At 72.3% G+C, this 22,554-nt stretch carries 24 protein-coding genes, 1 tRNA gene and 1 pseudogene; 8 read left to right on the top strand and 18 right to left on the bottom strand.

Annotated elements, in window-relative coordinates; all coding sequences use genetic code 11:
• Positions 1-3 precede the first annotated feature (3 nt).
• The gene (locus tag JSQ78_RS12740) at positions 4-1,314 is read right to left on the bottom strand and encodes an ISL3 family transposase (protein ID WP_211448077.1); all 1,311 of its coding nucleotides are present in this window, start codon (positions 1,312-1,314) and stop codon (positions 4-6) included.
• A 225-nt stretch (positions 1,315-1,539) separates the two neighbouring features.
• Here JSQ78_RS12740 and JSQ78_RS12735 point away from each other — a divergent pair, with 225 nt between their 5' ends.
• Positions 1,540-2,850 carry an ISL3 family transposase gene (locus JSQ78_RS12735; RefSeq protein WP_211448075.1) on the top strand — a complete coding sequence of 437 codons (1,311 nt, stop codon included), beginning with the start codon at positions 1,540-1,542 and terminating at the stop codon, positions 2,848-2,850.
• Here the strand turns inward: JSQ78_RS12735 and JSQ78_RS12730 are convergent.
• The gene (locus tag JSQ78_RS12730) at positions 2,830-4,095 is read right to left on the bottom strand and encodes a tyrosine-type recombinase/integrase (RefSeq protein ID WP_211448073.1); all 1,266 of its coding nucleotides are present in this window, start codon (positions 4,093-4,095) and stop codon (positions 2,830-2,832) included. The two genes, JSQ78_RS12735 and JSQ78_RS12730, sit on opposite strands and share 21 nt — an antisense overlap.
• Positions 4,096-4,483: 388 nt before the next feature.
• Positions 4,484-4,556: transfer RNA gene (locus JSQ78_RS12725), tRNA-Lys, on the bottom strand.
• Positions 4,557-4,662: 106 nt separating this feature from the next.
• On the opposite strand from JSQ78_RS12725, the gene bcp reads away from it, so the two are divergent.
• The gene (gene bcp / locus JSQ78_RS12720) at positions 4,663-5,133 is read left to right on the top strand and encodes a thioredoxin-dependent thiol peroxidase (protein ID WP_211448072.1); all 471 of its coding nucleotides are present in this window, start codon (positions 4,663-4,665) and stop codon (positions 5,131-5,133) included.
• A gap of 9 nt (positions 5,134-5,142) precedes the next feature.
• Here the strand turns inward: bcp and JSQ78_RS12715 are convergent, their stop codons facing one another.
• Positions 5,143-5,541 (bottom strand): hypothetical protein, encoded by a 399-nt coding sequence (locus JSQ78_RS12715; RefSeq protein ID WP_211448070.1) that lies wholly within the window; start codon positions 5,539-5,541, stop codon positions 5,143-5,145.
• A gap of 138 nt (positions 5,542-5,679) precedes the next feature.
• Between JSQ78_RS12715 and JSQ78_RS12710 the strand changes: the two genes are divergently transcribed.
• A complete protein-coding gene (locus JSQ78_RS12710) occupies positions 5,680-5,928 on the top strand; it encodes a WhiB family transcriptional regulator (protein ID WP_021010012.1) in 249 nt (82 codons plus the stop codon).
• Positions 5,929-5,998: 70 nt separating this feature from the next.
• Here the strand turns inward: JSQ78_RS12710 and JSQ78_RS12705 are convergent, their stop codons facing one another.
• Genes JSQ78_RS12705 through JSQ78_RS12695 form a run of 3 tightly spaced genes read right to left on the bottom strand, consistent with a single transcriptional unit; the run spans position 5,999 to position 9,373 of the window.
• A complete protein-coding gene (locus JSQ78_RS12705; protein ID WP_211448068.1) occupies positions 5,999-7,507 on the bottom strand; it encodes a sensor histidine kinase in 1,509 nt (502 codons plus the stop codon).
• Positions 7,508-7,511: 4 nt separating this feature from the next.
• The gene (locus JSQ78_RS12700; protein WP_211448067.1) at positions 7,512-8,765 is read right to left on the bottom strand and encodes a CpaE/TadZ family protein; all 1,254 of its coding nucleotides are present in this window, start codon (positions 8,763-8,765) and stop codon (positions 7,512-7,514) included.
• Positions 8,762-9,373 (bottom strand): hypothetical protein, encoded by a 612-nt coding sequence (locus JSQ78_RS12695; RefSeq protein WP_211448065.1) that lies wholly within the window; start codon positions 9,371-9,373, stop codon positions 8,762-8,764. Before JSQ78_RS12695 ends, JSQ78_RS12700 begins: the two co-directional genes overlap by 4 nt.
• A gap of 109 nt (positions 9,374-9,482) precedes the next feature.
• Between JSQ78_RS12695 and JSQ78_RS12690 the strand changes: the two genes are divergently transcribed.
• Positions 9,483-9,731 (top strand): helix-turn-helix domain-containing protein, encoded by a 249-nt coding sequence (locus JSQ78_RS12690; RefSeq protein ID WP_035254233.1) that lies wholly within the window; start codon positions 9,483-9,485, stop codon positions 9,729-9,731.
• A gap of 6 nt (positions 9,732-9,737) precedes the next feature.
• Here the strand turns inward: JSQ78_RS12690 and JSQ78_RS12685 are convergent, their stop codons facing one another.
• On the bottom strand, positions 9,738-10,307 hold the full coding sequence (locus tag JSQ78_RS12685; protein ID WP_211448063.1) for a hypothetical protein: 570 nt from the start codon (positions 10,305-10,307) through the stop codon (positions 9,738-9,740).
• Positions 10,308-10,485: 178 nt separating this feature from the next.
• Here JSQ78_RS12685 and JSQ78_RS12680 point away from each other — a divergent pair, with 178 nt between their 5' ends.
• Entirely contained in the window at positions 10,486-10,878 is a 393-nt protein-coding gene (locus JSQ78_RS12680; RefSeq protein WP_211448061.1) for an Rv3235 family protein, read from the top strand.
• Between the two features lie 6 nt (positions 10,879-10,884).
• Here JSQ78_RS12680 and JSQ78_RS12675 read toward each other — a convergent pair whose 3' ends face one another.
• A complete protein-coding gene (locus tag JSQ78_RS12675) occupies positions 10,885-11,202 on the bottom strand; it encodes a hypothetical protein (protein WP_211448059.1) in 318 nt (105 codons plus the stop codon).
• On the bottom strand, positions 11,202-12,056 hold the full coding sequence (mca, locus tag JSQ78_RS12670) for a mycothiol conjugate amidase Mca (protein ID WP_249295712.1): 855 nt from the start codon (positions 12,054-12,056) through the stop codon (positions 11,202-11,204). The genes JSQ78_RS12675 and mca overlap by 1 nt, the downstream gene beginning before the upstream one ends.
• Before the next feature lie 87 nt (positions 12,057-12,143).
• On the opposite strand from mca, the gene JSQ78_RS12665 reads away from it, so the two are divergent.
• A complete protein-coding gene (locus JSQ78_RS12665) occupies positions 12,144-12,536 on the top strand; it encodes a DUF4307 domain-containing protein (RefSeq protein WP_211448056.1) in 393 nt (130 codons plus the stop codon).
• Between the two features lie 55 nt (positions 12,537-12,591).
• Entirely contained in the window at positions 12,592-13,080 is a 489-nt protein-coding gene (greA, locus tag JSQ78_RS12660) for a transcription elongation factor GreA (protein ID WP_211448054.1), read from the top strand.
• 88 nt (positions 13,081-13,168) lie between these two features.
• On the opposite strand, the gene ilvA is transcribed toward greA, so the two are convergent.
• Complete coding sequence (ilvA, locus tag JSQ78_RS12655; RefSeq protein ID WP_211448053.1) at positions 13,169-14,401, bottom strand: threonine ammonia-lyase; 1,233 nt, start codon at positions 14,399-14,401, stop codon at positions 13,169-13,171.
• The gene (locus JSQ78_RS12650) at positions 14,388-15,545 is read right to left on the bottom strand and encodes an AI-2E family transporter (protein ID WP_249295710.1); all 1,158 of its coding nucleotides are present in this window, start codon (positions 15,543-15,545) and stop codon (positions 14,388-14,390) included. Before JSQ78_RS12650 ends, ilvA begins: the two co-directional genes overlap by 14 nt.
• A gap of 70 nt (positions 15,546-15,615) precedes the next feature.
• Here JSQ78_RS12650 and JSQ78_RS12645 point away from each other — a divergent pair, with 70 nt between their 5' ends.
• Positions 15,616-16,989, top strand: a complete 1,374-nt coding sequence (locus tag JSQ78_RS12645) for a winged helix-turn-helix domain-containing protein (RefSeq protein WP_211448051.1) — start codon at positions 15,616-15,618, stop codon at positions 16,987-16,989.
• Here JSQ78_RS12645 and JSQ78_RS13940 read toward each other — a convergent pair.
• The 6 genes and pseudogenes from JSQ78_RS13940 to JSQ78_RS12620 all read right to left on the bottom strand — a co-directional run.
• Positions 16,931-17,323, bottom strand: a pseudogene (locus JSQ78_RS13940) (LemA family protein); the annotation flags it as partial. The gene JSQ78_RS12645 and the pseudogene JSQ78_RS13940 sit on opposite strands and share 59 nt — an antisense overlap.
• Before the next feature lie 112 nt (positions 17,324-17,435).
• Complete coding sequence (locus JSQ78_RS12640; protein ID WP_211448049.1) at positions 17,436-18,728, bottom strand: D-arabinono-1,4-lactone oxidase; 1,293 nt, start codon at positions 18,726-18,728, stop codon at positions 17,436-17,438.
• 15 nt (positions 18,729-18,743) lie between these two features.
• Positions 18,744-19,961 carry an amino acid deaminase/aldolase gene (locus tag JSQ78_RS12635; RefSeq protein WP_211448047.1) on the bottom strand — a complete coding sequence of 406 codons (1,218 nt, stop codon included), beginning with the start codon at positions 19,959-19,961 and terminating at the stop codon, positions 18,744-18,746.
• Entirely contained in the window at positions 19,958-20,554 is a 597-nt protein-coding gene (locus tag JSQ78_RS12630) for a TetR/AcrR family transcriptional regulator (RefSeq protein WP_211448046.1), read from the bottom strand. The genes JSQ78_RS12635 and JSQ78_RS12630 overlap by 4 nt, the downstream gene beginning before the upstream one ends.
• A gap of 98 nt (positions 20,555-20,652) precedes the next feature.
• A complete protein-coding gene (locus JSQ78_RS12625; RefSeq protein ID WP_211448044.1) occupies positions 20,653-21,987 on the bottom strand; it encodes an NAD(P)/FAD-dependent oxidoreductase in 1,335 nt (444 codons plus the stop codon).
• A 66-nt stretch (positions 21,988-22,053) separates the two neighbouring features.
• Positions 22,054-22,530: a DUF501 domain-containing protein gene (locus JSQ78_RS12620; RefSeq protein ID WP_211450645.1), complete on the bottom strand. Its 477-nt coding sequence runs from the start codon at positions 22,528-22,530 to the stop codon at positions 22,054-22,056.
• Positions 22,531-22,554 lie beyond the last annotated feature (24 nt).

The following is a 22,554-nucleotide window of genomic DNA, read 5'->3' as shown; positions in this document are numbered from 1 at the left end:
GGCTCATCGCATTTGAGGGTGTAGCACCGGTCTGAAGCCGCCGGCTTCGAGCAGGGACCGGGCGATGTAGTTGCTGAGGTTCCGGAAGCCGAGCGCGGAGCCGCGGAGGTGCTCAAGGCGACCGTTGATCGCCTCCGTCGGACCGTTCGAAGTGCCGGGTCGGTCGAAGTAGGCGAGCACGTCGGCGGCCCGTCGCTTCAGCGTCCGCCCGAGCTTGCCGATCTCCTTGAGCGCTTGCGGGACGCCCGATCCGATCGCTTCGATCAGCGCCTGCATCAACTGCTTCGCCTTCGCCCTGTCGGGCTCGCGGTAGGCGGTCACGAGCCGCTGATAGAACTCCCACGTGACCTCGACCGCGCCATGCCCCTCATCGGCGAACAGCGCGTCCAGTCGCGCGCCTTGCCGATCGGTGAGGAACCGCAGCCCGGTGTGCAGGGTGCGGCGGGCGCCGTAGAGCGGATCGCCCTTGCGGCCTCGATGACCGTTGATGTGCTGCTGGACGCGCCTGCGGCAGTCGTCCAGCGCGTCGCCGGCAAGGCGGACGACGTGGAACGGATCCATGACCGCGACCGCGTCCGGCACCTCTTCCGCGGCAGCGGTCTTGAAGCCGGCGAAGCCGTCCATCGCCACCACCGTGAGTCGGTCGCGCCACGCTGTCGGGCGGGCCGCGAGCCAGGTCTTGAACGCCTGCTTCGAGCGGCCAGGGACCATGTCGAGCAGGCGTGCCGGGCCGGTGCCGTCGCGGATCGGGGTGAGGTCGATGATGACGGTCACGTATCTGTCGCCGCGCCTGGTGTGACGCCAGACATGCTCGTCAACGCCGAGCGTGGTCACGCCCTCCAGCCGTGCCGGGTCGTCGATCAGCAGCCGCCGTCCCTCGGCCAGCACCGCGTCGTTGGCCGTGTGCCAGGCCACGCCCAGCCCGGCCGCGACGCGGGCCATCGAGAGGTGGTCGATGACAATGCCCTCCAGCGCCCACCGCAGACCGCCGCGGGAGAGCTTCGCTCGCGCCGGCGCTGCCGCCGTCGTGTCCTGCCGCCACGTCCGGCCGCACGGTGAGCAGCGGTAGCGGCGCACGCGCACCAGCAGCGTCGTCGGCCGGTGACCGAACGGCTCGTGCGCCAACCGACGCGTCACCGTGCCTCGCGGCACGCCCTCGGCGCCGCAGCTCCAGCACCACGGATCGGTCTCGGCCAGCCGGCACTCCAGCACCACCCGATCCGGCTCGAGGCGCTGCCCGACGACCTCCAGACCGAGCTCGTCCAGGCCGCAGAACGTGGTCAGGTCAGGGGTCGCGAAGGTAGCGTGGAACACGTCGAGGTCTCTCTCGGATGGCCGGCGTAGGAACCTCCATCCTGGGAGGCCTCGACACCTACCCGCCGACGACGCGCTCGATCCCGGCTACACCGTCATCTGCGAAGAGCCAATCTGGCTCATCGCAGATGACGGTGTAGACGGTCGAGGTGCGTCGCTGGCCGGGTAGGGGTCGAGGTCTTCCAGGATGGAAGTTCCTACGCTCACCGTCCGAAAGACCTCGACGTGTCCAACGCTACCTTTGACGCGCCCTGCCTGACCACGTTCTGCCGACTCGACGAGCTCGGCTTAGAAGCCATCGGCCAACGCCTCGAGCCCGACCGCGCGGTGCTCTTCTGCCGGGTCGTGCAGGCCGACGAGTGGTGCCGCGACTGCGGCTGCCAAGGGGTGCCGCGCGACACGGTCACGCGGCGGCTGGCGCACGCGCCGTTCGGGCACCGGCCCACCACGCTGCTGGTCCGCGTCCGCCGCTACCGCTGCACCGGCTGCGGCCGCATCTGGCGGCAGGACACCACGCGGGCGGCGGAGCCGCGGTCGAAGATCTCTCGCACCGGTCTGCGGTGGGCGCTGGACGCGCTGGTGCTCGACCACCTCACGGTCTCGCGCGTCGCGGCCGGGCTCGGCGTCGCCTGGCACACCGCCAACACCGCCGTGCTCGAGGAGGGCAGGCGGCGCCTGCTCGATGATCCTGCCCGCTTCGACGGCGTGGCGGTGCTGGGCGTGGACGAGCACGTCTGGCGCCACACGCGTCACGGCGACCGCTACGCGACCGTCATCATCGACCTCACGCCGATCCGCGACGGGACGGGGCCGGCGCGGCTGCTGGACATGGTCGAGGGCCGCTCGAAGCAGGCGTTCCAGCACTGGCTCGCCGCCCGATCCCAGGCCTGGCGCGACCGGGTCGAGGTCGTCGCGATGGACGGGTTCTCCGGCTTCAAGACCGCCACCACCGAGGAGCTGCCCGAGACGGTCGCCGTGATGGATCCGTTCCACGTCGTCCGGCTCGCCGGGAACGCGCTCGACAGCTGCCGGCGGCGGATCCAGCAGCAGATCCACGGGCATCGGGGCAGAAAGGGCGATCCGCTCTACGCCGCTCGCCGCACCCTCCACACCGGCGCGGCGCTCCACACGCTACGGCAGCAGCAACGGCTCGACGCGCTCTTCGCTGACGAGCGGCATCTCGCGGTCGAGGTCACCTGGGGCATCTATCAGCGCATGGTCGCCGCCTACCGGGAACCCGACCGCGCGGCCGTGCGCACGCTCATGACCGAGCTGATCAACACGGTCAGCAGCGGCGTGCCCGCGGCGCTGCGCGAGGTGATCACGCTCGGGCGAACACTCAAGCAGCGAGCCCTCGACGTGCTCGCCTACTTCGACCGACCCGGGACCTCGAACGGTCCGACGGAGGCGATCAACGGCCGCCTCGAGCACCTCCGCGGCTCCGCGCTCGGCTTCCGCAACCTCACCAACTACATCGCGAGATCGTTGCTCGAGGCCGGCGGCTTCAGGCCGCTGCTACACCCTCAAATGCGATGAGCCCGGAATCTCGACGCGGATGTGCTCATTGATGAGGTCCAGCGTTTTCGCTCCCAGAGCTCGCCAGAGTTCGTCTGCGCTGGGCAGTCGCGTATTCAAGAGCAGCACTTCCAGAACTCGTCCGACCCGTGGGTCAACGATGGGGTCGGGCTTGGCGTAGTACTGCTCCGTGGTTGCTACGAACGAGTGTCCGAGCAGGTCCCGCGCTGCTTCCGCTCCCATTGTGCGCGCGACGTGGGTCCCGACGGTCTTGCGGAGGGTGTGCGGCGTCAGCTTCTCGCCCCTGACCGATTCGAGCAGCGCCATCACCTGGCTCTCCTCGATGAAGGTCCGGAGCGTGCGGCGCACATTGTTCTGCCAGAGGAGGCCCCCGGTGCGAGAGTGGAACACGGTCGTCGTTGCGGGGAGGTCGAGGTTGATCGCGTCGAGTAGCGCGGCCTCCGCTACCTCCGGCAGCGGGATCCACCTCGTTTGGCGCTTGTGCTTGGGGTGCTCCTGTCGACGAAGGCCGGTGCTCTTCGCGTAGCTCACGGTCGCCTGGATGAGCACGCGGTGACCCGCGAAGTCGATGTCGGCGGGACGGATCGCCAGGACTTCACCGATACGCATGCCAGTCCCGAGTAGCACCGTCATCACGTTCAGGAGCAAACGAGATCGTCTCGGCCCGTGGGCCGGCGTCGCATAGGTCCACGCGCGTAGGGAGTCCAAAAAGATCTGAGGATCACCGTCGCTGAGGGCGACTATCGGCCTGGCAGGCTGCTTGATCGTCTTCGTCGCGGTCGCGAAGTTCGTTGTGACCAACTGATAACGGAGGCCGAGCTGAAAGATCAGCGACAAGGTTGTGCGGGTCTTGATCGCGTCAGAGATGCTGCGTTTCTTCCGGATGTTGAGTAGCTCGATCGCGATGGCCGCGACCGTCAACTCATCGAGGATCAGATGCCCCAGCCTCGGCACGATGATCAGTCGTACGGTGTTTGCGTACGTGTCGATCGACTGGGGAGCGAGCTCACCCTCCGCCCCAGTGATCGCCACCCAGAACTCGGCGAGTTCCCGCAGGGTCGAGCCTTTCGACGGGACGTTGGGCAGATCAGGTGCCGCTTCTACCTTGATCGGCACGGCTGCGTCAGCCTTACGTTCGAGCTCCCGGCGAGCCGTGAGCTCGGTCGCACCAACGGCCTGGAATCGGCGCCTCTCACCGTCCCGGTCGCGGTAGCACCCGTTCAGTTTGACCTGCCCATCCTCCAAGTGCGTGACTCTGATCTTGCCCCAGGTGTTCCGCGGAAGCGGCGGCCTACCCATTGGTGCGCGCCTCACGGCGGATGACGCGCGCGCCGTCAGCGTGGCGCTCAGCGCCGCGGTAGTTCGCGGTCGTCGGGATGGTGGGCATGCTGCGCCTCCGTGGCTTCTCGGATCGGTCAGCAAGCACATCTGCGGGGAGCCGTCGAGGGCTCGATGTGTGCCGTGATCCGGCCCGAACCGGCGCGGGATCCAACTGGCGCAGCGGGGTTTCCAACAACCCGGGCGGGGTTTCGTGCAACTGCGGTGTCATCCTGGCCTCCTCCACGCAAGGGCCAGGGGACGCGAAAAGGGCCCCTGACCGGGCATTTCTGCCAGTCAGGGGCCCTTCCGTTCGTACACCCCCCGGGACTCGAACCCGGAACCAATTGATTAAGAGTCAACTGCTCTGCCAATTGAGCTAGAGGTGCATGGTCTCTCGACCGAGGAACAACGATAGCACAGTCGCCGGACCCGCCTCCACCGGGCCGCCCTGCCCGGGCGGGCCGACGCATCCGCTCTGCTTGGATGGAGGGGATGACCCACCTCCAGCCCGGCATGCCCGCTCCCGACTTCACCCTCCCCGACCAGGACGGCTCGAGCGTCTCGCTCGCCGATCTCCGCGGGCGCAAGGTGATCGTCTACTTCTACCCCGAGGCGCTCACCGTCGCGTGCAAGCAGCAGGCGTGCGACTTCCGCGACGCGCTGCCCGACCTCGGCGAGCACGGCTACGCGGTCGTGGGCATCTCGAAGGACCCGGTCGAGAAGCTCGCCAGGGCGCGCGACAAGGACGGCATCACCTTCCCGCTGCTGAGCGACGAGGGCCTCGACGTGCACCGCGCGTGGGGCACGTTCGGCGAGAAGAACAGCTACGGCCGCATCGTCCTGGGCGTGCGCCGCTCGACCTTCGTGCTCGACGAGCACGGCGTCATCACGCACGCCTTCTACAACACCAAGGCGAAGGGCCACCTCGACATGCTCGACAAGCGGCTCGCCTTCCGCGGCTGAGCCGCCCGCTCACTCCTCGCGGCGCAGCCAGCCGGTGACGCTCGCGCGCAGCGCGGGGATGAAGATCGCGGCGGAGAGGCCGGCGAGGATGAGCGCGAGCCACACCGGGCCCTCGCCGCCGTCGAACGTGCCGAGGGCGACGCCGAGCTGCAGCACCGACCAGACGACCGCGGCGGCGCGCGACCACGCGCGGCCGTCGAGCATGGCCTTGCCGGCGAGCGCGAGGAAGAGTGCCGCACCCGCCGCGAGCACCGCGAGGAAGAGACCGCCGGCGATGTGCTCGGCGGCGCTCCCGAGCGCTCCGAACGCCAGCCAGACGGCCAGCGCGATCATGCCGAGGCCCTCGACGAGCAGCAGCAGACCGACGGTCGTCGCGGTCTTCGGGCGCACCCTCGCGTCATCGCTCACAGCAGAAAACCCTTGCCTCTCCGGAGTGCCTGTGGAAGCATGGAATGTCGGGCGGCAGTGCTGCAGCGCCCAAAGACTTCTGCGCTGCGGCTGTTCCGCGAGCGCGCTCTCCCCCTCCAATGTACAAGGAGCACATGTATGGACTGGCGTGATGACGCTGCCTGCCTGACGGTAGACCCCGAGCTGTTCTTCCCGGTGGGCAACACCGGCCCGGCCCTCGAGCAGATCGAGAAGGCCAAGGCCGTGTGCGCGACGTGCCCGGTGACCGAGATGTGCCTGCAGTACGCGCTCGAGACGAGCCAGGACTCCGGTGTGTGGGGCGGCCTCTCCGAGGACGAGCGCCGCGCCCTCAAGCGCCGCGCCGCGCGCGCCCGTCGCGCCGGCTGACGCAGCAGCAACGTCGAGAGCGGGGTCGCCTGAGGGCGGCCCCGCTTCTTCGTGGGCGGATGCGTCGGGCTCAGTCCTCGTCGGGCTCGCGGATGTAGGCGAGCGGCACCCGCACCGTGACCTCGGTGCCCTCGACCGCGCGGGCTCCCCAGTCGATCGTCCCCGAGAGCTCGCCGGTGACGAGCGTCTTCACGATCTGCGTGCCGAGCCCCGAGCCGACGCGGCCCGCGGGCAGCCCCACGCCGTTGTCGCAGACCTGCACGGTGAGCCAGCCGTCCGCGCGTCGCGCGGTGATCCGCACGAGCCCGTCCTGCTTGCCCGCGAGTCCGTGCTCGACCGCGTTGGTCACGAGCTCGGTGAGCGCGAGCGCGAGCGGCGTCGCGTAGCCGCTCGGCAGCACGCCGAACGACCCGATGCGCTCGGTGCGCACCCGCGCCGAGTGCAGCGACGCCAGCTCGCTCGTCAGCTTCATCGCTCGGTCGAAGACCGCGTCGAAGTCGACCGATTGGCTCAGCCCCTCCGAGAGCGTGTCGTGCACGACCGCGATCGACGAGACCCGGCGCTCGGCGTCCTGCAGCGAGGTGCGCGCCTCCTCGCTCTTCGTGCGCCGCGACTGGATGCGCAGCAGTGCCGCGACGGTCTGCAGGTTGTTCTTCACCCGGTGGTGGATCTCGCGGATCGTCGCATCCTTGGTGATGAGCGTCTGCTCCTGCACGCGCAGGTCGGTGACGTCGCGCACGAGCACGATCGCCCCGAGGCGCTGGGAACCGGTGCGCAGCGGCACGGCGCGGAGCGAGAGCGTCACGTGGCGCGTCTCGATGTCGGTGCGCCACGGCGCACGGCCGGTGACGACGAGCGGCAGCGCCTCGTCGACCTCGTGGGAGTCGTCGAGCAGATCGGTCGTGATCTCGGCGAGCGACTCGCCCTCGAGCTCGCCGTCGAAGCCGAGCCGCGTGAACGCCGAGAGCGCGTTGGGGCTCGCGAACGTGACGACGCCCGCCTGGTCGAGCCGCATGAGGCCGTCGGATGCGCGCACGGCACCGCGCCGAGGCTCGGTGGGTGCGGCCTGGTCGGGGAAGTCGGCGCTCGCGATCATGCGGAAGAGCTCGTCGGCGCATTCCTTGAAGGTGCGCTCGAGCCGACCGGCGCTGCGCGTGTCGGCGTAGTTCGAGTGCCGCGTGATGACGGCGAGCGGTCGCTCGACCACCCGGGTCGACGGCTCGACCTCGCGCCGCCGCACGGGGATGGCGCGCACCTTCGCGTCGCCCTCGGCGCCCCACACGGGCGAGTCGCCGGTGAGCGCGACGCCCTCCTCGAACGCGCGCGACACCTGCTCGCGCCACGCATTCCGCACCGGCTGCCCCACGATGTCGCGGTAGAAGAGCGTCGCCGCGCCGGCCGGGCGCGCATGCTGCGCGGCGATGAAGCCGTCGTCGTCGCCGGTCGGCAGCCACAGGACGATGTCGCCGATCGCGAGATCGGCGAGCAGCTGGAAGTCGGAGACGAGCCGGTGCAGCCAGCGCAGATCGTCGTCGCTGACGGTCCCGTACCGCTGGGCGATCGACGTGAGGCTCGTCACCGGATCAGCGTAGCGCGGCCCTCCACGCACGCCGCGGCCGCTCGGCGGCGCGCAGCGACGCCCGGCTCGGCTGCACCTCGAGCGGCTGCAGTGCGAGCGCGAGCTCCTGCACGCGTCGCCGCAGCCGGGAGCGGCCCGCGACGTCGACGAGCGGGCGCCCCTCGAGCAGCGCCGCGTCGGCGGCCCGGCCGTCGAAGGGCCAGCACGCCGCGGGGCTGACCTGCGCGAGCCGCCGCAGCGTCTCCTGCACCGCCCGCTCGGGCGCGACGCCGATCGCCGACGGGCGCACCTTGTTGACGACCACGCGGAGGCGCGCGCTCGGCACGATCGCCCGCAGCTCGGGCAGCGCTCGCACGAGCCGCACGATCCCGACCGCATCACCGCCTGCGACGACCACGACCTCGTCGGCGGCCTCGAGCGCGGCGAGCGTCGCCGCGTGCCGCCGCGGCGCGAACATGTCGCTCGAGATCTCCTCATCCTGCTCGAGGCTCGAGGCGACGTCGACGACGGTCGCGTCGACCCAATCGCGACAGCGCTCGAGCACCTCCGCGACGCGATCGCCACCGAGCTCGGGCCAGCGGCTCGCGCGCCCGATGCCCGTGAGCACCCGCAGCACGCCACCCATCGTGGGCACCTGCTGCGCGATGCGGTCGAGCTCGTCGACGGTGAGGCTGCCCGCCCGCGCGAGCCGCGCAGCCGCCGCGAAGCCGGGCGACTCGTCGAGCAGCCCGAGCGCGGGCGCGATCGAGGCGCTCGTCGTGTCGGCGTCGACGAGCGCGGTCCTGCGGCCGAGCAGCGCGAGCTCGGCCGCGAGCGCGATCGCCGCGGTCGAGCGGCCCGGCGCGCCGGCCGGGCCCCAGACGGTGATGACCCTGCCGCGCGACCGGGATCGCGCGGGCTGCGCGCCGGCCGACGGCGTCGCGGCCGCCTCAATCGCCGCGAACCCGTCGGCCCAGCCGACGACATCGATCCCGAGCGTGTGCGCCCTGGTTCGCTCCGCGGCATCGTCGGCGAGTGCGATGAGCCGGAGGCCCCGCGCGTCGCACGCCTCGACGAGCGCGCGGCTCACGTGGTGCTCATCGGCGACGACGAGCACGAGGTCGATCGGGGGCTCGGCATCGGCCGGCCTGGCGGCGAGCCGGTCGACGAGGTCGGCGGCGGTCGCGGCGCGGATCGCCACGCGATGGCCGTGGCGCGCGGCCTCGCGCACGATCGCGTCCTCCCGCTCGAGCGGCGCCGAGACGGCGAGGACGCTCACGGCGCCGCCTCGACCGGCTGCGCGAGCGGCACGACGCTCAGCGCGTGCTCGTCGGCGATCGCCTCGAGCAGCGGCGCTGTCGCATCGCTCGGCACGAGCAGCTCGAGCTGCGCCGCGGCCGACGCGAGGATGCCGTCGTCCTCGACGAGGCCGACGACGATCGCCTCGTCGACGAGCACCGACGGCGCGTCGAAGCCGTCGTCGGACGGCGCCGCCGTCCACACGTCGACGAGCGCGCCCGCCCGCACCGCCGTCGGGAGCGCGCCGTCGACCTCGATCACGACGGCCGATCGCGACACTGCCCGGGCCTCGCCCACCGCGCGCACGGGCAGCACCTCGCCCTCGCCCACCGTCGAGGCGACGAGCATGCCGATCGGCTCGACGCTCGAGTCGAGGTAGCGCTCGTGCGACTGCGGCAGCCGCACGTCGACCGGCTCGACATCGCCGGCCGCGATCGTGTCGCCGGGCAGGAGCGTGCGCGTCGCCGCCCACGCGCGATCGCTGCTCGACGACTGCTGCACCACGAGCCAGACGCCTGCGAGCGAGGCGAGCACGAGGGCGACGCCGATCACGAGCCTCGGATCCAGCCACGCGCGGCGAGCGGACACGGCGTCCTCCCCTCTCGGATCGCTCGAGCGTCGCAGAGCCGCGCAGGACTTCGCTGAAGTTCTCCACAGGCTCGGGGCACTCCCACCGCGACTGGCTCACAATGGGGCCATGTCGATCCCACCGCGGCGATTCCTCGCCGTCGCAGACGTCGCCGAGGTGCTCGGCACGTCGCCGACCGCGGTCGTCGAGCTGCTCGAGGCCGGCGACCTCGTCGGGGTGCGCGTGCGCGGCGCGTGGCGCATCGCCGACGACGAGGTGCAGGCGTGGATCGACCGGGAGCTCGAGCTCGAGCGCCGCCGCGGCCTGTGGCGGCAGGCGCAGTCGGCGAGCGTCGCCGACCTCTTCGGGCAGCACTAGCCGGGCTCAGGGCAGCCGCACCCAGTCGAAGGCCGAGAACGGCACGAGCCGCCACGCGCGCACGCTCGAGCGACGCGGCCGCTCCCCCGGCTCGTGCACCGCGAGGTCGAGGTGATCGCGCCCGACGCGGTCGATCGTGCCCGCGAGCGGGGCGCTGCCCTCGAGGATGACGGTCGCGCGGCGGCGGGCGAGGTCGCGCAGGGCGAAGCCGAAGCTCAGCCGCGCCTGCAGGTCCCCGGGCTCGCGGACGGCGCGAGCGGACGCGACCGCGCCGTCGTGATCGAGCTCGACGCCAACGATCGCGTGCAGCGGCACGATCGCGCCGCTCTCGGCCGGCGCGCCCTCGAGCACGATGCCGTTGAGCCAGTCGCGGCCGAGCGCCATCCGCCGCAGCCGCAGCCTCCCGCCGGCCCGGAGCGCGAGGTCGAGCGTGCGCGGAGCGGCGGCGATGCGGTCGCGCAGCTCGAGGCGGCCGATGCGGAAGCGCTCCTCCTCGGCCTCGAGGTCGCGCCGCTCGGCGCCCAGCTCGGCCTCGAGCTGGCTCTCGAGATCGTCGAAGAGGTCCTCGAACCGCACGCGGGCGAATCTAACCGCCGCCGCTCGGGGCGCGCCCGGCGTTCTCCACAGGGCAGAACTCCCCATCACGCGAGGAACGCCGTTACGGCTATCTTCACCCCACGACGGTGCCGGCTCGGACCGCCGCTGGGGGACGGCGGATGCGAGGGGGCGGCGCGTGGAGACCCATAGGAGGCGGATGACCTCGGTCGACGCCGAGGAGTTCTTCGACTTCCAGCCGTGCTCGTCAGCCGAGCTGCCCGATCCGGTGCCGCTGCTCGAGAACCTCACGGCATGCGTCGTCGAGATCCTGCTCGGGGTGCGCGACGTGCAGCAGATCGCGCGCTGGGTGACCGAGGTGACCTACGACCAGCTGACCGAGCGGGCGCTCGCCGCTCGCCGCCGTCGCGGCCGCCAGCTGAGCCGCACGGTGCCCGGGTTCGAGGTCAGCAGCGTGCGGGCGTGCCATCCGGCCGACGGCGTGGTCGAGGGCGCCGCGGTCGTGCGCTCGGCCGGGCGCACGCGCGCTGTCGCGATCCGGCTCGAGGGGCTCGACGGCAAGTGGCGCGCGACATCCGTGAACGTGCTGTGATGCCGGTCAGGCGCCGGTGCGGCCGGAGTCCGCCTGCGCTTCGCCGGCGTCGGCGGCGCGGTCCTCCTCAGGATCGCTCCTACCCTCGGCGAGCGCGTCCGCCCCCTCCACGGCTTCGGCGGCGTCGGCATCGCGCGCCGCGAGCTCCGCCTCGATGCGCTCCTTCGCCTCGGCGCGGTTGTTGATGCGGCGCACGCGGCGGTTGAAGTCGAACATGAGCAGGATGATGACCAGGCCGACGAGCGCGGTCGCGGTGAAGCCGATCCAGCCCGGCGTGACCTGGTTGGGGTCGAAGCCCAGCTCGTCGGGCGTGCGCAGCAGCATCAGTCCTCCTCGACGCCCGCGAACAGGTCGTCCTCATCGTCCGCTGCGGCGACACGCGAGCGCACCAGCTGGTAGTCGTCGGTCGGCCACGCCTGGCGCAGCAGCTCGTTGGGCCAGAAGAAGAAGCGCGACTCGGGGTCGACCTGGCTCGCATGCGCCCGCAGCGCCGTGTCGCGCGCCTCGAAGTGGTCGCCCACGTGCACGCGGGTCGTCATCGTCGCGGGCCGTTCCGCGAGCCGCGCAGCCCACTCGCGCACGAACGGCAGCCGCTCGTCGTCGGGGGTCGCCCCCTCGAGCGCGGCGAGCAGCGCCTGCAGGCGCACGCCCGTCATCGAGCGGTCGAAGTAGACCTTCTGCACCTCCCACGGCTCGCCGAGCTCCGGCAGCCCGGCGGCCGCGTGCTCGACGGCCCACATCGTCACCTCGTGGCAGCGGATGTGGTCCGGGTGCGGGTAGCCGCCCGTCTCGTCGTACGTCACGACGACCTGCGGCTTCAAGCGGCGGATGAGCCGCACGAGCGGGCGGCCGGAGACCTCGACCGGGATCGTCGCGAACGAGAGCGCGCGCAGCGGCTCCCCCTCGTCGGGCAGCCCCGAGTCGACGTAGCCGAGCCAGACGTGATCGATGCCGAGCGCATCCTGGGCCGCGCGCATCTCGAGCCGGCGGAGACCCGCCATGTCGCGGGCCGCGCGAGCGCGGTCCTCGAAGCACTCGTTGAGCACGCTCCCGCTCTCACCGCCCGTGCACGAGACGACCGTGACCTCAGCGCCCTCCGCGGCATACCGGGCGAGCGTCGCCGCGCCCTTGCTCGACTCGTCGTCAGGGTGCGCGTGCACCGCGAGCAGCCGTCGCACGGCCTCTCCCTTCCCCACAGCCCCGCGGCGCCGATCGGCGCGGCGAGTAGGCTGGATCCACCGTCCATCCTCCCACGACAGGCCCCGATGACCCATCTCGAAGCGCGCTACGGGCGCACGCGCGCCTGGTCGCGCCGCGAGCGGGTGCTCGGCATCGCCGCGGGCATCGCGGTGCTGCTCACCGCGACGCTGTGGGTGTGGTGGGTGGGCACCGATCCCTCACGGACGACGCTGCAGACGCGCGACATCGCCTTCGAGATCGTCGACGACTCGACGATCGAGGTGATCTTCGAGGTGACGGTCGAGCCGGGCACCCCGGTGACGTGCGCGGTCGAGGCGCTCAACAGCTCCTACACGATCGTGGGGTGGCGCGAGGCCGACCTGCCGGCCGTCGAGGCCCGCACCTCCACCCACGTGCTCGACGTGCGCACGACCGAGCGACCGACCACAGGATTGGTCTCGGAGTGCTGGCTGTCATAGAGTGAGTGACGGACCGGCCCACTCGGGGCCGGTTCTGTGCATATCAGGAGACGACATGAACGGCACCACGGAGACCTGGCTCTCGCAGGAGGCGTACGACCGCCTGCAGGCTGAGCTCGAGCACCTCCAGGGCCCCGTGCGCGCCGAGATCGCCAAGCGCATCGAAGAGGCTCGCGACGAGGGCGACCTCAAGGAGAACGGCGGCTACCACGCTGCCAAGGACGACCAGGCGCAGGTCGAGGCCCGCATCGCGCAGGTCGTGCAGCTGCTGCGCACCGCCAAGGTCGGCAAGGCGCCCGAGGCCGACGGCGTCGTCGAGCCCGGCACCGTCGTGACCGCGACGATCGCGGGCGACGAGGCCACGTTCCTCGTCGGCAACCGCGAGATCGCCGAGGCTGGCGACGACCTCGACGTCTACAGCGAGGCGAGCCCGCTCGGCCGCGCGATCATCGGCAAGCGCATCGGCGAGACCGCGAGCTACGAGACGCCCACGGGCGCGACCATCGAGGTCGAGATCAAGGACGTCCAGACGTACCGCGGCTAGGCCCGCACCCGCTCGAGCAGAGAGGCGCAGTCCCCGCGGGGGCTGCGCCTCTCTCGCGTGCGGGCGTTCGGCACGGAGCTGTTGCGGCTCAGAGCACCTGCGGCTCGTAGCCCGCGCGCCGCAGCGCCTCGAGCACGCGCTCGGCGTGCTCCGGGCCCCGCGTCGTGACGGAGATGTCGATCGAGACGTCGCTGATCGACGTCCAGGCGTTGTGCTGCGAGTGGAGCACCTCGACGACGTTCGCCTGCTCGTCCGAGACGATCTGCGCGATGATCGCGAGCTGGCCGGGCCGGTCGGGCAGCGCGATGCGCACCTTGAGGTAGCGCTGCGATGCCGCGAGGCCGCGCGAGATGACGCGCTCCATGAACAGCGGATCGATGTTGCCGCCCGAGAGCACCGCGACCGTCGGACCGTCGGATGCCACGAGCCCCGTCATGATCGCGGCCGTCGCGACCGCTCCCGAGGGCTCGACGACGAGCTTCGCCCGCTCGAGCAGCATGATCATCGCGCGCGCGATGTCGTCGTCGGTCACGGTGACGACCTCGTCGACCGCGTCCCGGATGATCGCGAACGGCAGCGCGCCGGGCCTCGCGACCGCGATGCCGTCGGCGATCGTGGGGAGCGCGTCGATCGTGGTCGGCTCCCCCGCCGCGAGCGACGGCACGTAGCTCGCGGCGCGCTCGGCCTGCACGCCGACGATGCGCACCGCGCGGCCCTCCACGGCCGCGCGGAGCCGGATGGCGGATGCCACGCCGGCCGCGAGCCCGCCGCCGCCGATCGGCACGACGACCGTGGACGCATCCGGCACCTGGTCGAGGATCTCGAGGCCGACGGTGCCCTGCCCCTCGATCACGTCGCGGTGGTCGTAGGGCGGCACGAACGTCGCACCGGTGCGCTCGACGTGCTCGAGCGCCGCGGTGAGCGCGCTCTGGAAGTCGAGGCCGCGCAGCTCGACCGCCGCGCCGTAGTCGCGCGTCGCCTGCAGCTTGGGAAGGGCGACCCCGACCGGCATGAAGATCGTCGCGGGCATGCCGAGCGCGGTCGCGGCGAACGCGACGCCCTGCGCGTGATTGCCCGCCGAGGCCGCGACGACGCCGAGCTCGCGCGCCTCCGGGGGCAGCTTCGCGAGCATGTTGTACGCGCCGCGGATCTTGTAGGCGCCCGTGCGCTGCAGGTTCTCGCACTTGAGGAAGACGTCGGCGCCGTGCATGCCGCTCAGGTAGCGCGAGCGCTCCATCGGCGTCTCCTGCGCGATGCCGACGAGGCGCTCCCGGGCCGCCTCGAAGTCGGCGAGCGCGAGCGCCGGCTCAGCGCTGCTCATCGACGACGTCCTCCACAGTCGGGCGAGGGTTCGTGCGCCACGAGCCCGAGGCGATCGTGGAGATGAACACGTTGAGGAACGCGACGACCGGCACGGCGAAGAAGGCGCCCGCGATGCCCGCGATCGTCGAACCCGCGGCCACCGCGAGCACGACGGCGAGCGGGTGCACCTTGACGGCCGTGCCCATCACGATGGGCTGCAGCACGTTGCCCTCGATCTGCTGCACGAGGAGCACGATGCCGAGCATGATGACCGCCGGCCAGATGCCGAAGGAGATGAGCACGACGAGCACGGCGATCGCGCCCGTGACGACCGCGCCGATGATCGGGATGAACGAGCCGAGGAAGACGAGGATCGCGATCGGCAGGACGAGCGGCATGCCGTCGAAGAAGAGGCCGAGGATCCAGGCGCCGAGACCGATGCCGACCGCGTCGATGAACGCGACGAGCACCTGCACGCGCACGAAGTTGCCGAGCGTCACCCAGCCGGCGTGGCCGGCGCCGTCGGTCGCGGGACGCGCGGCGCGGGGCAGCATGCCGATGATCCAGCGCCAGATCGGCCGCCCGTCCTTGAGCGTGAAGATGAGCGCGAAGATCGTCAGCACGGCGCCGGCGAGCACCTGCCCGACCGTGGAGCCGACCGAGAGCGCTTGCGAGACGATCGACGAGACGTCCTCGCGCAGCGTGCCGAGGATGTTGGTGCCGAAGTCGGCGAGGTCCTGCTGCGTGATGCCGAACGGGAGCGAGAGCAGCCAGTCCTGCGTGTCGGCCCAGAAGTCGACCGCCTTCTCCTGCAGCTCCGGGTACTCGCCGCGGATCTGCGACACCGCGAGCCAGCCGAGCCCGACGACCGCGACGAGCAGGCCCACGATCGTGACCGCGACCGCGAGCCCGCGGGGCCAGCGGGCGCGATGCAGCCGGTCGACGATCGGCATGAGCGCGGTCGTCAGGAGCGCCGCGATCACGAGCGGGATCACGACGATGCGGAAGATGACGACGAGCCACAGCACGATCGCCGTCGCGGCCGCGATCGCGACGATGCGCCACGCCCAGCTGCCGGCGATCCGCATCCCGCTCGGCACGCCGAGCGGAGCCGGGGTCACGATCGGCTGGGGCTGCACCTCGCGCGGGCGTCCGAAGATCATTGGTCGATCCTACGGTCGGGGAGCCTCACGCGACCGGCATGCGTCGGCGGCCCTTGCTAGGTTGCCTCGCATGACGCGACCGACGAGGATCTCCGCGGCGCAGGCGCGACGCATCGCGATCGCGGCGAGCGGCCTCGACGGCGCGATGCCCGGGGAGCGCGGCCGCGTCGGCCCGCGCACGCTCGATCGGGCGATCGCGCGGCTCGGGCTGCTGCAGCTCGACTCGGTCAACGTCTTCGAGCGCAGCCACTACCTGCCGCTGCTCGCGCGCCTGGGCCCCTATGAGCGCTCGGCGCTCGACCGCCTCCTGCACCACGACCACGGGCGCTCGCTCGGCGCCTACACCGAGTACGTCGCGCACGAGGCGGCGGTCATCCCCGTCGCCGACTGGCCGCTCTGGGCGTGGAAGCGGCGGGAGTCGATGCGCGGCAACACCGAGCGGTGGGCGGCCGAGCACGCGACCCTCATCGACGACGTGCGCGCCGAGTTCGCCGAGCGCGGCCCCATGCGCCCGAGCGACATGGAGCACCCGGCGCACGAGCGGCTGCCCGGCGGGTGGTGGAACAAGTCGGATGCGTACTGGGCGACCGCGATCCTGTTCCGTCGGGGAGACCTCGTCACCGTCGGCCGCTCTCGCTTCGAGCGCCGGTACGCCGTCGCCGAAGCGGTGCTGCCGGAGGCGGCTCGCGTCGAGCTCGACGCGGTCGACGCCCACCGCACCCTCGTCCGCCGCGCGGCGATCGCGCTCGGCATCGCGACCGTCGACGACCTCGCCGACTACCACCGGCTGCCGATCGCCGACACGAAGGTCGCCATCGCGGCGCTGGTCGACGCGGGCGAGCTCGAGCCCGTCGAGGTCGAGGGCTGGGGCCGCCCCGCATACCGGAGCGCCGGCGCGCGGAATCCGAGGGCCGTGCGCGCGACCGCGCTCCTGTCGCCCTTCGACCCGCTCGTCTGGCACCGACCTCGCGCCGAGCGGCTCTTCGACTTCGCCTACCGCATCTCGATCTACACGCCCGCGGCACAGCGGGAGCACGGCTACTACGTGCTGCCCGTGCTCGTCGACGACCACCTCGTCGGCCGCGTCGACCTCAAGAGCGACCGCCGCGCGGGCGTGCTGCGCGTGCAGCACGCGCACGTCGAGCCGGCGCACGCGGAGCGGGCGGGCGAGCTCGCCGAGCGGATCGCGCCGGTGCTGCAGGAGGCGGCGGGGTGGCAGGGGCTCGAGCGGGTGGAGGTCGCGGGGCCGGGACGTGGGCGCGGGAGGTGGCGGGGGCGGCGAGCGGGGCTGTGTGATCGAGCGGCGGGGCTTCGCTCCGTCATCAGAACTGGATGCGGGGCGGTTCGGCGACCGCTCCGGACTGGTCGACCTCGAAGAAGTCGCGACGCCCACCCGCGGAGCCCGCGAAGAGCGACGTCGGGAACCGGCGGGCCTTCGCGTTGAGCTCGCGCGCGCCCGTGTTGTAGTCGCGCCGCCTGGCCTGCGCGTCGTCGTCGAGCGCCGCGAGCGCCGTCCGCGCGTCCGCCGCCGACGACCCGACCGGCTGCGATGCGGCCGCCTGCACGAGCGGGCGCAGCGACCGCTGCAGCTCCGCCTCCGCCGCGGCCTTCTCCCCCGGGCCGGTCGCGCGCTCGAGCGCCGCGAACGCATCCGTCACCTGCGCCCGCTGCGGTTCGCTCGCCACCTCGAGCAGCGGCGCGGCCACCGAGCGTCGGCGCTCGAGGGTCTCGGCGAGCGCCGTCCAGCGCTCGTCGACGCTCGTGCCGAGCCGCCGCATCGAGACCGAGGCCGAGACGATCCAGACGATCGCGATGACGGCGATGACGACGACGGCGCCGACGACGATCCAGGTGATGAGCTGGGGATCCATGCGATCCACCTTAAGCGGGTCAGTCGCCGAGCACGCGTCGCGTCCAGGCGCTCGAGAAGAGCCGCTCGGGGTCGAGCTCGTCGCGCGCGGCGAGGAACGCGGCGAAGCCCGGCACTCGCGCCGCGAGCTGCGGGGCGCGCAGCGAGTGCAGCTTGCCCCAGTGCGGGCGCCCGTCGTGCGCGAGCAGGATGGGCTCGACGAGCTCGAACAGCGGGCGCGGATCCTCGCGCCACCAGCGGTGCGCGGCGATGTAGCCCGTGGCCCTGCCGTTCGCCGTCGACAGGTGCGCGTCGTCGGCCGCGGTCGCGCGCAGCTCGAAGGGGAAGGTCGGCACGAGGTCGACGCGGCGCAGTGCCCGGTCGATCTCGCGCAGCGCCTCGGGCACCGCCTCGACCGGCAGCCCGTACTCGAGCTCGCGGAAGCGCACGCGGCGGGGCGCGCTGAACACGTCGTGGCTCGGCTCGACGAAGCGCCCGCGCGGCATGAGCAGCGCGGCGAGGTCGTTGAGCGCCGGCGCGGTGCGCGGCACGGCGTGACCGATCGAGAGGAGCGCGCGATGGCCGTAGTCGGTCAGCACGCGCTCGTCGAGGAAGCGGGCGAACGAGGGGCGCGGCGAGAGCGGGCCAGCGACGCGCGTGTTCGACTTCGTCGCCGCGAGCCGCGTCGCCGCGAACCAGAAGAGCTCGAAGTGATCGGTGCGCTCGTTGAGGCTCATCCACTCGTCGAGCACGACGTCGAACCGCACGGTCGACTCGATCGCCTCGAGCGCGAAGGCCGGCACGGCCTGCACCGTCACGTCGACGAGCACGCCGAGCACGCCGAGGCCGAGTCGCACGGCGGGCAGGAGCTCCGGGCGCTCCGTCTCGCTCACGCGCAGCAGCTCGCCGTCGGCCGTCACGAGCGTCGCGGCGACGACCGATGCGCCGATCGAGCGGTGCCGCAGGCCCGTGCCGTGCGTGCCGGTCGAGATCGCGCCTGCGATCGTCTGCGCGTCGATGTCGCCGAGGCTGTCCATCGCGAGTCCGTGCTCGTCGAGGATGACCGAGAGCTCGCGCACGGTCGTGCCGGCGAGCACGGTCGCGCGGCGCGCCTCGACGTCGACCGACACGGGGCCGCGGAGCCCGTCGATGCGGAGCTGGGCGTCGTCGGGACGGGCGACGGCGGAGAAGGAGTGGCCGCTGCCGACCGGCCGGACCGTGCCGCCGCGCTCGCGCACCCGCTCGAGCGATCGACGCACGTCGTCGACGCGATCGGCGACGTGCACCTCGCTCGGCTCAGCGCGCTGCGAGCGTCCCCAGTTCCTCCACGTCACGCACGGCCTCCCAGCTCAGAGCAGCTTCCTGCCCTCGCCACGATAGGTGGGGACGCTGGCGATGACCTCCGCGCCCGAGACGACGTGCAGCTCGTCGGTGCGCTCGCACAGCTCGCCCGCCTTCGCGTGCCGCATCCAGACCCGGTCGCCGATCGCGAGCCGGTCGGCAGCGCGGCCGTGCACCGGCGTGTGGATCTCCCCCACGCCCTCCTCGCGGTCGAGGCGCAGCCCCTCCGGCCACGTCGCGACGGGCTGCTTGTCGTGCCCCGCCGGGCCCGAGGCGACCCAGCCGCCGCCGAGGAGCGTCACCCACCCCGGCCCAGGCCGCCGCACGACCGGGAGCGCGAAGGCGAGCGCCGGGGCGACGGAGAAGGCGCGATAGCCGCCGAAGAGGTGAGCCCCGAAGAGCCCGCTGCCGGCGGCGATCTCGGTCACCGCCTCCTCTCGAGCGGTCGTGTCGATCGATCCCGTGCCGCCGCCGTTGACGAACTCGAGCTCGGCGATCTCGCGCACGGCGGCGACCGCCGCGCCGCGGCGCTCGATCAGCTCGCGCGCCGAGAGCCGCTGCATGAGGCGGAGCGCGGCGGGCGGCACGAGCCCCCGCGGCACGGTGTTCTGCACGCCCGAGATCTGCGCCTCGTACGCCATGATCCCGACGAGCCGGAAGCCCGGCCGATCGACGACCTCGCGAGCGAGGGCGAGCAGCTGGGCGGGCGTGCGCTGCGGTGACCGGCGCACACCGGCGTAGATCGGCCCGAGGTGCAGCGACGCATCGAGCTCGATCGAGACGCGCACCGCCGAATGGCCCGGGACGACGCGGTCGATGAGGTCGAGGTGGTCGACGCTGTCGACCATGAGCGTGACGCGCTCGAGCGCTCGCTCGTCGCGGACGAACGCGCGGAGTCCGTCGCGATCGGTCGTCGGGTAGCCGACGACCACGTCGTCGACCGTCTCCGCGAGCCAGAGCGCCTCCGGCAGCGTCCCCGAGAGCACGCCGCGCCAGCCCGGCGTCGCGAGCACCGCCTCGATCACCGGCCGGCTCCGCACCGACTTCGTGGCGACGCGCAAGGGCGTGCCGCCGGCGCGCCGGACCATGTCGCTCGCGTTCCGCGCTAGGGCGTCGAGGGAGACGGCCGCGAACGGGCCGTCGAGGTGCTCGGTGGCCGCGTCCATGCGCTGCCAGTGGCCCTCGGAGCCCCAGGGGCGGGCGTCCGAGAGCCGGAGGGTGCTCATCGCTCGTCCCCGACGGCCGCGGCGAGCATCGGCACGACGCCGTCGATCCAGCGCAGCGCCGCCGCCGAGTCGCGAGTGCGGAGCCACGCGTACGTGAGGCCGTCCGTGGCATGCAGGACGAGGCTCGCCGCATCCCTCGTCGGCATCGCTGGCGCCGTGACGCCCAGCTGGCCGCGCACGTGCTCGAGGAGCTCGCTGACTGCCGCGAGGTAGTGCTCCTGCACCTTGCCGGGCAGGTGCGCGAGCGAGGGCGTCCGGCTGCAGTACGCCATGATCTCCATGATCGCGAGCTCGTACTCGGGGTGCTCGAGGAACCGCTCGAACCATCGCTGGAACGAGGCGCGCACGACGTCCTCGACGGTCGAGTCCTCCGGGAGCGCGGCGCCCGTGCCGGGCACCTCCGCGAGGTAGGCGTAGGCCTCGCCGATCATCTCGTCGCGCGAGGCGAAGACGTAGTGGAAGGTCGCGAGCGGCACGCCCGCCTCGGCGACGATCGCGCGCACGGTCGCCCCGTGCATCCCCTCACGGGCGATGACGCGCAGCCCCGCCTCGACGAGGTCCTGGCGGCGGACGCTGGCCGGCTTGCGAGTCACTCGGGCTCCGATCTCGGCCGTCCTGGACAGGCGTCCGAGATGCAGTGTACGACAGCGCCGCGCCCCGTGGGGCGCGGCGCTGAGGCTGGTTCAGACGATCAGGCGTCGACCTTGGGCTTCGGCCGGGAGGCGAAGGTCTCGAAGGCCTCGCGCGGCCGCTCGCGCTGCGAGATCTCGGCGATGTCGCGGCCGAGCAGGAAGCCGCCGATCCAGTCGCCGAAGACGCGCAGCTTGCGCTCCCACATCGGCATCGCGAGGCCGTGGTAGCCGCGGTGCGCGAGCCACGCGAGCGGTCCCTTGATGGCGATCTTGCCCTTCTGGAAGACGCCGTTCCAGAGGCCGAGGCCCGCGACGGCGCCCTCGTTGTCGTGGATGTACTCGCGCGGGGCGTCGCCGCGGAGCACCGCGGCGATGTTCTTCGCGAGGAGCTTCGCCTGGCGCACGGCGTGCTGCGCGTTGGGCACGCAGAAGCCGCCGGGGCCGGGGGTCTTGGAGATGTCGGGCACGGCAGAGACGTCGCCGGCCGTCCACGCATCCGGGACGACCACGCCGTCGCGCGCGACCTGCAGGGTCGGGAGCGCGGTGATGCGGCCGCGGTCGTCGAGCGGCAGGTCGGTCGTGCGCACGACGGGGTTCGCCATGACGCCCGCGGTCCAGATGATGAGGTCGGAGCCGAAGCGCTCGCCGGTCGAGAGCTCGACGACGCCCTCGAGCGCGCTCTGCAGCTGCGTGTCCAGGTGCACGTCGACGCCGCGCTTGCGGAGGTCGTCGACGACCCAGAGCGCGGTCTTCTCGGAGACCTCGGGCATGATGCGGCCCATCGCCTCGACGAGGTGGAACTTGACGTCCTCGAACGCGATCTCGCGGAAGCGCGAGAGCAGGTGGGTGGCGAGGTCTCGGAGCTCGGCGATCGTCTCGATGCCGGCGAACCCGCCGCCGACCACGACGGTCGTGAGCAGGCGGTCGCGCTCGGGGCCCGCGGGCAGCTGCGCAGCCTTGGCGAAGTTCGAGATCAGGCGGTCGCGCACCGCGACGGCCTCCTCGATCGTCTTCATGCCGATCGCCTCGTCGGCGACTCCAGGGATGGGGAACGTGCGCGAGACGGAGCCGGCGGTCATGACGAGCACGTCGTACTGGATCGTCGACGCCTCCCCGACCTCGGGCTGGATCGTGGCGACCTTGTTCGCGTGGTCGACGCCCGTGACCTTCGCCTGCACGACGCGCGTGCGGCTGAGGTGGCGGCGCAGCGGCACGACCGCGTGGCGCGGCTCGATCGAGCCCGCGGCGACCTCCGGCAGGAACGGCAGGTACTGCATGTAGGACAGCGGGTCGACGATCGTGATCTCAGCCTCGGACTCGCCCAGCAGTCGCTCGAGCCCCCGAGCGGTGTACAGGCCGGCGTAGCCGCCTCCGACGATCAGGATCTTGTTCACGGACACACACTTCTTCCCGGTATCAGATGAGGGGTCGGCGACCATTCTACCGCCCCTGAGAATCTGCTATCCCTCGTCGCGCCCGCGAGCGTCGGGCGCGCACGCGCACACTCGCGGCGACCAGTCGGCGAGCTCGAGCACGAGGTCGCCGATGGGGTTGACGCCGGGGCCGGCTGCGAGCGAGTGCGCGAGCACGGCGTGGAGGCACTTGACGCGCGACGGCATGCCGCCGGCGCTGACGCCCGCGATCTCGTCGACGACGCCGTGCGCCTCGCGGTCGGCGAGGTAGGCGCGGTGCGCGGCGGCGTAGCCCTCGGCGATCGCCGGCTCGGCGAGCCGCTCCTGCAGCTGCGCCATCGTGCCGTCGGCCTCGAGCCGCGACGCGGCGGCCGTCGCGGCGGGGTGCGTCAAGTAGTAGAACGTCGGGAAGGGCGAGCCGTCGGGCAAGCGGGGGCTCGTGACGACGACCGTCGGCGCCCCGCACGCGCAGCGCGCGCCGATGCCGAGCACGCCGCGCATCGTGCGGCCGAGCTGCGCGGCCATGATCTCGAGGTCCCGCTCGCTCGC

It is taken from the genome of Agrococcus sp. Marseille-Q4369, assembly GCF_018308945.1.
Classification (GTDB): Bacteria; Actinomycetota; Actinomycetes; order Actinomycetales; family Microbacteriaceae; genus Agrococcus.
The sequence above is the reverse complement of the archived record's forward strand: the minus strand, read 5'-3'. Positions and strand labels throughout refer to the sequence as shown.